At 40.3% G+C, this 8341-nt stretch carries 7 protein-coding genes; 2 read left to right on the forward strand and 5 right to left on the reverse strand.

What is annotated here, in order from left to right; genetic code table 11:
- Positions 1-4: 4 nt before the first annotated feature.
- Genes ACFQ38_RS16015 through ACFQ38_RS16025 form a run of 3 tightly spaced genes read right to left on the reverse strand, consistent with a single transcriptional unit; the run spans position 5 to position 3700 of the window.
- The gene (locus ACFQ38_RS16015; RefSeq protein ID WP_336825256.1) at positions 5-1216 is read right to left on the reverse strand and encodes a dihydrolipoamide acetyltransferase family protein; all 1212 of its coding nucleotides are present in this window, start codon (positions 1214-1216) and stop codon (positions 5-7) included.
- Entirely contained in the window at positions 1213-2358 is a 1146-nt protein-coding gene (locus tag ACFQ38_RS16020; protein ID WP_381482152.1) for a Glu/Leu/Phe/Val family dehydrogenase, read from the reverse strand. Before ACFQ38_RS16020 ends, ACFQ38_RS16015 begins: the two co-directional genes overlap by 4 nt.
- 19 nt (positions 2359-2377) lie before the next feature.
- The gene (locus ACFQ38_RS16025; RefSeq protein ID WP_381482154.1) at positions 2378-3700 is read right to left on the reverse strand and encodes an APC family permease; all 1323 of its coding nucleotides are present in this window, start codon (positions 3698-3700) and stop codon (positions 2378-2380) included.
- 124 nt (positions 3701-3824) lie between these two features.
- Between ACFQ38_RS16025 and ACFQ38_RS16030 the strand changes: the two genes are divergently transcribed.
- Positions 3825-4436 (forward strand): TetR/AcrR family transcriptional regulator, encoded by a 612-nt coding sequence (locus ACFQ38_RS16030; RefSeq protein ID WP_336825250.1) that lies wholly within the window; start codon positions 3825-3827, stop codon positions 4434-4436.
- Between the two features lie 109 nt (positions 4437-4545).
- On the opposite strand, the gene ACFQ38_RS16035 is transcribed toward ACFQ38_RS16030, so the two are convergent.
- Together ACFQ38_RS16035 and ACFQ38_RS16040 are read right to left on the reverse strand one after the other, a co-directional pair.
- Positions 4546-5352, reverse strand: a complete 807-nt coding sequence (locus ACFQ38_RS16035; RefSeq protein WP_336825248.1) for an alpha/beta fold hydrolase — start codon at positions 5350-5352, stop codon at positions 4546-4548.
- Between the two features lie 501 nt (positions 5353-5853).
- Positions 5854-6363 (reverse strand): GNAT family N-acetyltransferase, encoded by a 510-nt coding sequence (locus ACFQ38_RS16040; protein ID WP_336825246.1) that lies wholly within the window; start codon positions 6361-6363, stop codon positions 5854-5856.
- Between the two features lie 228 nt (positions 6364-6591).
- Between ACFQ38_RS16040 and ACFQ38_RS16045 the strand changes: the two genes are divergently transcribed.
- Positions 6592-8205, forward strand: coding sequence for a catalase (locus ACFQ38_RS16045; RefSeq protein WP_336825244.1), 1614 nt, complete (start codon positions 6592-6594; stop codon positions 8203-8205).
- The last annotated feature ends 136 nt before the right edge of the window (positions 8206-8341 follow it).

Below are 8341 nucleotides of genomic sequence, written 5' to 3' on the forward strand. Positions count from 1 at the left end.
CCTCCTATCGCGCTTTCAAAAAGTAGAGTTCCGGATGATCGATATAAGACGATAGATCCCTCATAAATTTACCTGCGGGCTCCCCATCAATTATTCTATGGTCAAACGACAAACTGATTCCCATTACATGACCGATTCCCAACTCACGATTCGGCAAAATAACTGGTTTCTCTTTTATGGAATGAACACCTAAGATTGCTACCTGCGGATGATTAATAATTGGTGTCGCATAAAAACCGCCATTAGCCCCTGTATTGGAAATCGTGAAAGTTCCGCCACGCAATTCTTCCAATGCCAATTTCCCTGCAATCGCTTTTTCTTGAAGATTTTGAAGCGCTTGAGCAATTTCTTCGATTGATTTCCTATCTACTTGGTGGATGACAGGTACAACAAGCCCTTGCGGAGTCGCCATAGCAATGCCGATGTTATACTCCTCATTAAAAACAATTTCCTCTTTATCCTCATCAATCATCGCGTTGAAAATCGGATTGTTTTTAAGAACCTCTGACAGCAATTTGACGATGATTGGCAAAAAAGTAATTTTGCAATTTGAAGATTGATTCAATGAATCCTTCAATGCGATAAGACGCTCTACATTTATCTCATCCATGCCAGTAGCGTGAGGGATTGTAAAAGCAGACTTGACCATGTTTTTATAAATTTGTTTACGCAAACCGCGGATTGGAATACGTTTAATGGCTTGATGATCAGCAGTTTCTTTTATTGCTACAGTGCCTTTAGTACCAGCAACCCTATTTTTCTCCTTCATTGAGTCGGCATATTGTAAAACAGCCTCTTTTGTAATTCTTTCTCCGCCTATTGCTTTATGGATATCTTGTAAATTTAGTCCCATATCACGTGCCATCTTACGAATGCTTGGCGCCGCCTTAACTCTCGGTCCAGTAGAAGATAGCTCACGATTTACTCGCTGTCCTTCTCGTTCTACTTGCGTTTGATTGTTAGGCGAACTTTTTTCATTTTCTAAAGCGATTTCTACGATTGTCTCACCGACAAAGATCGTATCGCCTTCTTGTCCATTTCTGCTTGTAATCCTTCCTTCTTTCGGCGACGTAATTTCAACGGCTGCCTTGTCAGTCTGGACCTCTACAATCGGTTCGTCCATTTTCACCTGATCACCTTCAGAGACAAACCATTTTATGATTTCCGCTTCATGCAGCCCCTCTCCGATATCCGCAAATTTTAGCTGAAAACTCATAAATAGGATTCCTCCTTCGACAAACTCTCCACTAATGTCTTAGCTGCCTTGCGGGCAGGAATATTCTCTTTTGCTACAGCTGTTAAAACCGTGTCGATTGTAATTGTCAAACGACCTCCTAAAAAGGTGAAGATCTCCTCTGCTTTGCCATCCACATTCCCATCTAAAACAGCGACAAATAAACCTGCCCCTCCACTATTCGCAATAAAATCAGGAATGACCGGCACACCTTTTTCGAAAAGGATCGCTTCTGCCTCTTCCGTTACAGGCAAGTTTGCACCTTCAACAATTAAGTTTGCTTTTACGAAGCGAACATTCTGTGCATTGATCACATCCGCAATTGCAGCTGGAATTAATACATCTACGTCCAATTCAAGCCATTTTTCGCCGGATAACTGTTCATAACGTTCAGGCAGGCCATTTCGATTAATATTCCCTCGATGGTCTTTCAGAGACAAAAGCAAGTCGATGTCCAAACCTTCTTTGTAATAAATCGTTCCGTCAATATCTGCAACGGCAACAATTTTGAAACCTTTCTGATATAGAAACTTCGCGGCACTTGCACCAACACTGCCAAACCCTTGGATCGACACTTTTGCTTGAGCAGGTTCCGTTCCGATCTTTTTCAAAGCCTGTTCCGTTACTACAGCTACTCCATAGCCTGTTACAAGCTCAGTTAAAGCTTGTCCCTCATATATAGCTGTCATCGCTTCTTGCAAATTTTTCATCAATAATTGCTTGTTATTTTGTTTACTAATGAATGCTTGAACAGAAGATTGAATCCCTAACTCATTCAACAGTCTTACAATGTCTTCCTCACGCGTCCCCAAATCCTCACTCGTCAGCCAGTATTCTTTAATGTATGGTGCATGAGCTTCGAGATACCTTTTTAAAACTCCTTCGCTTTCTTCATCGTTGGAAGGAAAATCAATCCCTCCCTTTGCTCCGCCGACAGCCATTCCTAAGCCTGCCATTTTTATAGTCATTGTTTCAGCTAAACGGACAACTTCCTCCTTTGTCACACCTTGTCTCATCCGTATTCCGCCTGCGCAAAATCCGCCCTTCAATTCATCAATTACCATATATCCTTTTGCACCGGTTTTCTGATCAACCCATTCAGTTACTAAATAAGATTGCTTCAACCTTCCCGTCCCCTTTCTATTAATCTATGCTTTTATTTAATGAATCTGTCAGGATGTCAACTTTAACGATTTTGCTATAAATCACTCCAATGATTGCAAGTGCCAATGCCATAGCCCCGACAATGGGAGCATCCATAACTGCCAAAAAAGTGAACAACAAACTGCTTACAATCCCTAAAAAACTGCAAGCAATTAGGATCGGTTTAGGGATTCTAAGAGCTGCCTTCTCATACAAATCGGGCATTTTTTTAAAAATATTCAGTGCACTCATCCCCATTACGATTCCACTTAATAAAAGACCAGCTACAGTCATCGTTGCAAATACCGTCTCACTGATTCCTGAAACAATTAAAACAATTGTGATGCCATTTACAATTAGCAGTGACAAATAAGGCGTTCCGAAGGATTTATGTTTCCTTGCAAAATGCTTGGACACAACCCCCTCTTTTGCCATAACGACAAATTCGTGTGGGATGATTAGCATAATGGCATTCAGCGTTGTAAAAATCGCCAATAACCCACCGATTGCAATGAATGTAACAACCCAACCCGGCAAAAAGAGACTGGCAGCCATCGGAAGTGAAGTAGTAAAACTTATAAAATCCTCGATACTAACTACTGATGTAGAAATATACGAAACACCCATATAGATTAAAGTAACGATGACTAGACTGATTAAAATGGCTCTTGGTGTATTTTTCTGCGGATTTTTTATTTCTCCACCGATTTCCGTTATAAGCCCATATCCAGCATAAGAATAAAATGCGAGGACAGCTGCCATCATCAATCCGCTTACACCATTTCTCAAAAAAGGGCCATTATCGATTGGGATGAATTCTGCACTGTGCTGATAGAAGAAACCGAAGACGATGTATATTAATAAAGCGATGAGCATCCAAGCAACCATGACGATTTGTATCTTATTCGCAAATTTCATACCATAGAGATTGACTAAAACAAATATTAAGACAATTGAAATTGCAATAATTACTTGAGATCCGCCCGCTATGAAAAATGATAAGTAGTTGACAAACCCTAATGCGAGCATGCCAATTGCTCCTACTCCTGCCATAATCATAAAGAAGGCTGTTATAATGCCCATCGTAGGATTCAATAGACGGCTAGCATATACATAACTCCCTCCTGTACTCGGAAACATGGAGCCTAACTGCATGTAGTAAGCGCTTCCAAAAAGAGCCGGAATCGCCCCAAGCAAGAAAGATAGTGTTAAGGATGGTCCTGTTTGGTCTGCCAAAGGCCCGAGTAAAATAAAGATAGCTGCACCGACCATTGTTCCGATAAGAGTAGAAATCGCACCAATCAATCCAATTTTTGCTTGCATTCATATCCCCCTCGCTCAATTTATCAAACTATTAACTATATGACCAAATGTCATATAGTTTTTAAATTATCTGTATGTTAATATAAATGTGACAACGTGTCAATATCTATTTTGAGGTGTAACAATGAAAAAAACCGATGGCAGATTACAAAGAACTTTAAAAACGAGGGAAAAGTTATTGAAAGCAGCAAGTAAAGTTTTCCTAAAAAAGGGATACCATAATTCCACCATCAAGGAAATTAATCAAGAAGCCAATGTTGGGCATGGTACTTTTTATATTCACTTTCCGAAAGGCAAAGATGAAATATTATCGGAATTAATGAAAAATGTAATGGATGAGCTTTACAAGGTTGCTGATATTGAATTCGATCCAAAAACGAAAGAGGATGCTTTCCATGTTATTAGAGAGCAAGTATTTCACTTTATTTCCTTAGCTGAGGTACATAGAAGTATATTAATGGTCGTTTACGAAGCAATCGGGGTATCACAGCTTCTAAGCGATAAGTGGGAAGAAATATTACTAAAATTTGCTGAAAGAATTGTCAAAGATAATCAGTACTCGCAAGGGCATGGCCTTGCAAAAAAAGATTTGAATACTGGCGTTTCTTCAAGGGTTTTGTTATTTACATGTGAAAGATTCGTCTGGGAAATTGTAAGGGAAAAGAACAAAATTCCTATTCCAGAAATTGCCGATAACATAACAAAAATATATATGTTCGGGTTGTATGAAAACTAATTTTTTTCCTAATACTCGTCCATGGCGAAAAAGTAGTTGTTCTGACAGACAAACTTTTTCGCCATTTGTTATTATTCATATAGATCAGTCTACACGATCTGTATGTGCATTAAATCGTGCATTGCTTTCGTAAAAACTGAAGAAGGAGTTTGTTGAAAAAGACTGGGTTATCTTGATTTGCACAATGTCCTGCATCGGGTATCCAATGGAACTCACATTGTGTTTCTCGTGATGCCCACCTTCGAGCAATTTTTTTAATATTTCCGGTCTTATCAAGCTCTCCACAGACGAGCAACATCGGTTTATTAATGAAATAATCCTTTTCTGCATGAAGACATTTTGTCGTTGCAAGGAAGATTGTCGTGAAGTCATTTTTTCCTATTCGATAGAAAGTGGATTTTAAATACTGCTGAACATCTTTTTTCACTGAGCTAGCGTTTGCGCTTAGTGGCAACAGCCATTTCCCCGGACACGATTTCATAATGAAAGGAGCCATCCAAATAGCTGTTTTTTCTGCAATCGACAATTCCATCGTATTGCATGTACAATCAATTAGCACTAGATTATCCACCATTTCCGGATAATGAAATGCCATCTCCTGAGCCAAGTTCCCTCCCATCGATTGTCCAATGAAAGTCGCTTTCTGAATCCTTTCTTGTGACATGATTGCCTTCAAATCTTCCATAAGCATTTTCAAACTAAATTCTTCACCTATTGGCCTTGATAATCCATGGCCTCTCGCATCCCACAGCAAAACGTTAAATGATTCGTCCATCTCCTCAATTTGATCATTGAACATATTATGATCTGCCCCCGCCCCGTGTAAAAAAATGAGCCATGGGCGATCCTTAGCATATGTAATCCAATAATGAATTGCACAGCCATCTTTTGTAAGCACTTTATTTAAAAAATTCAAAACGATCCCACCCCTTTACTTTCAGTATGCATTGAGCCCTCTCATAAATCAAAGACAGATATAAAACAATAAAAACCCGCCTCCTGACAATTATTTATCAGGAAGGCAGGTTCATAGTACAATCATTCAATTACTTTCTTAGCAGCTCAACTTTCCTAGCCCTTCTACAGCAAATTGTCCATTTTCAGTTTCCATTGAAAAGCTGTCCGTACTGTATTCATTACCAAGATCATCAATGATTTTCATTGTCTACGAATGGTGTTTCATTCTCAAAACGTTGATTTACTGAAAACTGCAAGTTGAAAGAAGTCGGGTTCGCCTTAGCCGATAAAACTTTGAGTCGAGTGCTCTGCCTCCAAATGGAAGAATACACAACCATTCTATTGCTCTTGTCAGTTTTAAGCATACAAGTTGTAGTGCATAATCTGAATAGCGCCTTGCACAGGCACAAAAAACCATCTCTTAACCATTAATGCCAAGGGATGGTTCGTGCATTTAACTTCACTTTTGTTCCCACGAATAGCAAACAAATTTCAGCTGTTGGCCATTCATTTCAATTACTTCATCGGAGTCGATTTGCTCAAAACCGTTTTTCTCTAAAACTTTTTGTGATGCTCTATTATTCTGCGTTGTTTTTGCAAAGATCTGCTTTATATTATATTTTTCCACTTCTTCTATTAGGCTTTTTAACGCCTTAGTAGCAATGCCCTTTTTAGTATAGGATTGTCCAATCCGGTATCCAAGATGTCCTGTCTTTTCTTCTTCATCAATATCGATTAAATTCATTCTCCCAACGATTGAACCATTTTCGTCTTTAATTAAATAGAATAAAGAACTGCCTTGAGCTTGTTCATCAAGCAAATCTTGATGCCTTTTTCTAAAAATATCTGGCCGATAATAATCATCTCCACGGCTCGGCACCATTTCCTCAAAGAAAGCTCTATTTTCAAGTTCAAATTTATACAATTCCTCCGCGTCCGTAACATGAAGTTTCTCGATCGATAAATCCATTTTATCACCCATTCATTTTATTATACGATCCAATATCTTTGTATTCGATATGGTAAAGATAAAAACCTTCTTAGAAAAAGGAACGAGCAACTATGACGATCATCGCAAAGGTTATCCGTAATTTAGAAATGCGATATTATCGGGTTAAAACATGCAATGGTAAGGGTAGGATAAGGATATAATCCTAAATCCCATCGGGTAGGAAATTTACTATTCAGGAGGTTCAAAATGAAGGACAATCACAAAGAGACGTCGCAAAAAATGTCAGACATGGAAAACGAAATGACATTGACGAATCGGCAAGGACATCCGATTACGAACAACCAAGATTTAAGAACTGTTGGCAATAGAGGGCCTGCTACGTTAGAGAACTATGACTTCATCGAAAAAATTAGCCATTTCGATCGGGAGCGTGTGCCGGAACGTGTCGTCCATGCACGAGGAGCGGGGGCACATGGCTATTTTGAAGCTTACGGTACAGCTGGGGACGAGCCTGTGTCCAAGTATACGCGAGCAAAGCTATTTCAGGAAAAAGGGAAGAGAACACCTGTATTCGTCCGCTTTTCTTCGGTTATTCACGGAGGTCACTCTCCGGAAACGCTTCGTGATCCGCGCGGCTTTGCCGTGAAATTTTATACAGAAGACGGCAACTGGGATTTAGTCGGCAACAATATTAAAATCTTTTTCATTCGTGATGCGATTAAGTTCCCTGATATGATTCATGCCTTTAAACCGGATCCAATTACGAATATACAAGACAGTGAACGCTTCTTTGATTTCTGTGCAAGCTCTCCTGAGTCTTTCCATATGGTGACGTTCATTTATTCACCGTGGGGAATTCCTGCAAACTACCGGCAAATGCAAGGATCCGGGGTAAACACGTATAAATGGGTGAATAGCGAAGGGGAAGCCGTTTTAGTGAAATACCATTGGGAACCGCTGCAAGGAATTAAAAACTTAACACAAAAAGAGGCAGAAGAAATTCAAGCGAAAAACTTCAACCATGCCACTCAAGATTTATATGATGCAATCGAACGTGGAGATTATCCGGAATGGGAATTATACGTCCAAATTATGAGCGACGGCGAACATCCAGAGTTGGATTTTGATCCGCTTGATGACACAAAACTTTGGCCGAACGACCAATTTCCATGGAAAAAAGTCGGTAAATTAGTATTGAATAAAAACCCTGAAGATTATTTCACTGAAGTCGAGCAAGCTGCTTTCGGAACAGGCGTTTTAGTCGACGGGCTTGATTTCTCTGATGATAAAATGCTGCAAGGACGGACGTTCTCTTACTCAGATACCCAACGGCACAGGGTTGGCGCCAACTATCTGCAATTACCGATCAATGCACCGAAAAAACGAGTCGCTACAAACCAGAGTGGAGGCAACATGCAATACAAAGTCGACAGGGCTCCCGGACAAAATCCACATATCAATTATGAACCATCCATTTTAGGTGGTCTGGAAGAAGCAGAGCAGCCCGGAAAAGAGCATACACCACATGTAGAAGGCAAATTAGTTCGCCAATCGATCGATCGCAATGACAATACGAAGCAAGCAGGAGAAACATACCGTGCATTTGAAGACTGGGAAAGAGATGAGTTGATCTCAAACCTAGTCAATGACTTATCGAAATGCGATCCGCGTATCCAGGAAAAAATGATTGCACTTGCGGAGCAAGCCGATGACGAGTACGGCCGCCGCTTGCGTGAAGGACTGGAAAATGCAAAAACGGAACAATCAAATTTAGGTGAAGGAGCTCCGCTTGGCAATATAGACGGTGAAAAAGCGCCAAAAACTGCCGAACAAAAAGGGCATGAAGCCGATCCTTATTAATACAAAAAGGGGCTGTCCAGAAAGTCAGTGAAAACTGATTTTCCGTGATAGTCCCTTTCTGGTTGGAGAATAAATGGGGAACCCCTGACAACCGTCGCTTTCCGTTCCAGGCGCACGCTTTCCGGGGGGCGGGCGG

The organism is Sporosarcina contaminans (genome assembly GCF_042679045.1).
GTDB classification, from domain to species: domain Bacteria; phylum Bacillota; class Bacilli; order Bacillales_A; family Planococcaceae; genus Sporosarcina; species Sporosarcina contaminans.

What these genes read in the sequence shown, in the direction of transcription:
- ACFQ38_RS16015 (WP_336825256.1), bottom strand. Translation starts at nt 1,216, where the DNA reads ATGAGTTTTCAGCTAAAATTTGCGGATATCGGAGAGGGGCTGCATGAA.
- ACFQ38_RS16025 (WP_381482154.1), bottom strand. Translation starts at nt 3,700, where the DNA reads ATGCAAGCAAAAATTGGATTGATTGGTGCGATTTCTACTCTTATCGGA.
- ACFQ38_RS16030 (WP_336825250.1), top strand. Translation starts at nt 3,825, where the DNA reads ATGAAAAAAACCGATGGCAGATTACAAAGAACTTTAAAAACGAGGGAA.
- ACFQ38_RS16040 (WP_336825246.1), bottom strand. Translation starts at nt 6,363, where the DNA reads ATGGATTTATCGATCGAGAAACTTCATGTTACGGACGCGGAGGAATTG.
- ACFQ38_RS16045 (WP_336825244.1), top strand. Translation starts at nt 6,592, where the DNA reads ATGAAGGACAATCACAAAGAGACGTCGCAAAAAATGTCAGACATGGAA.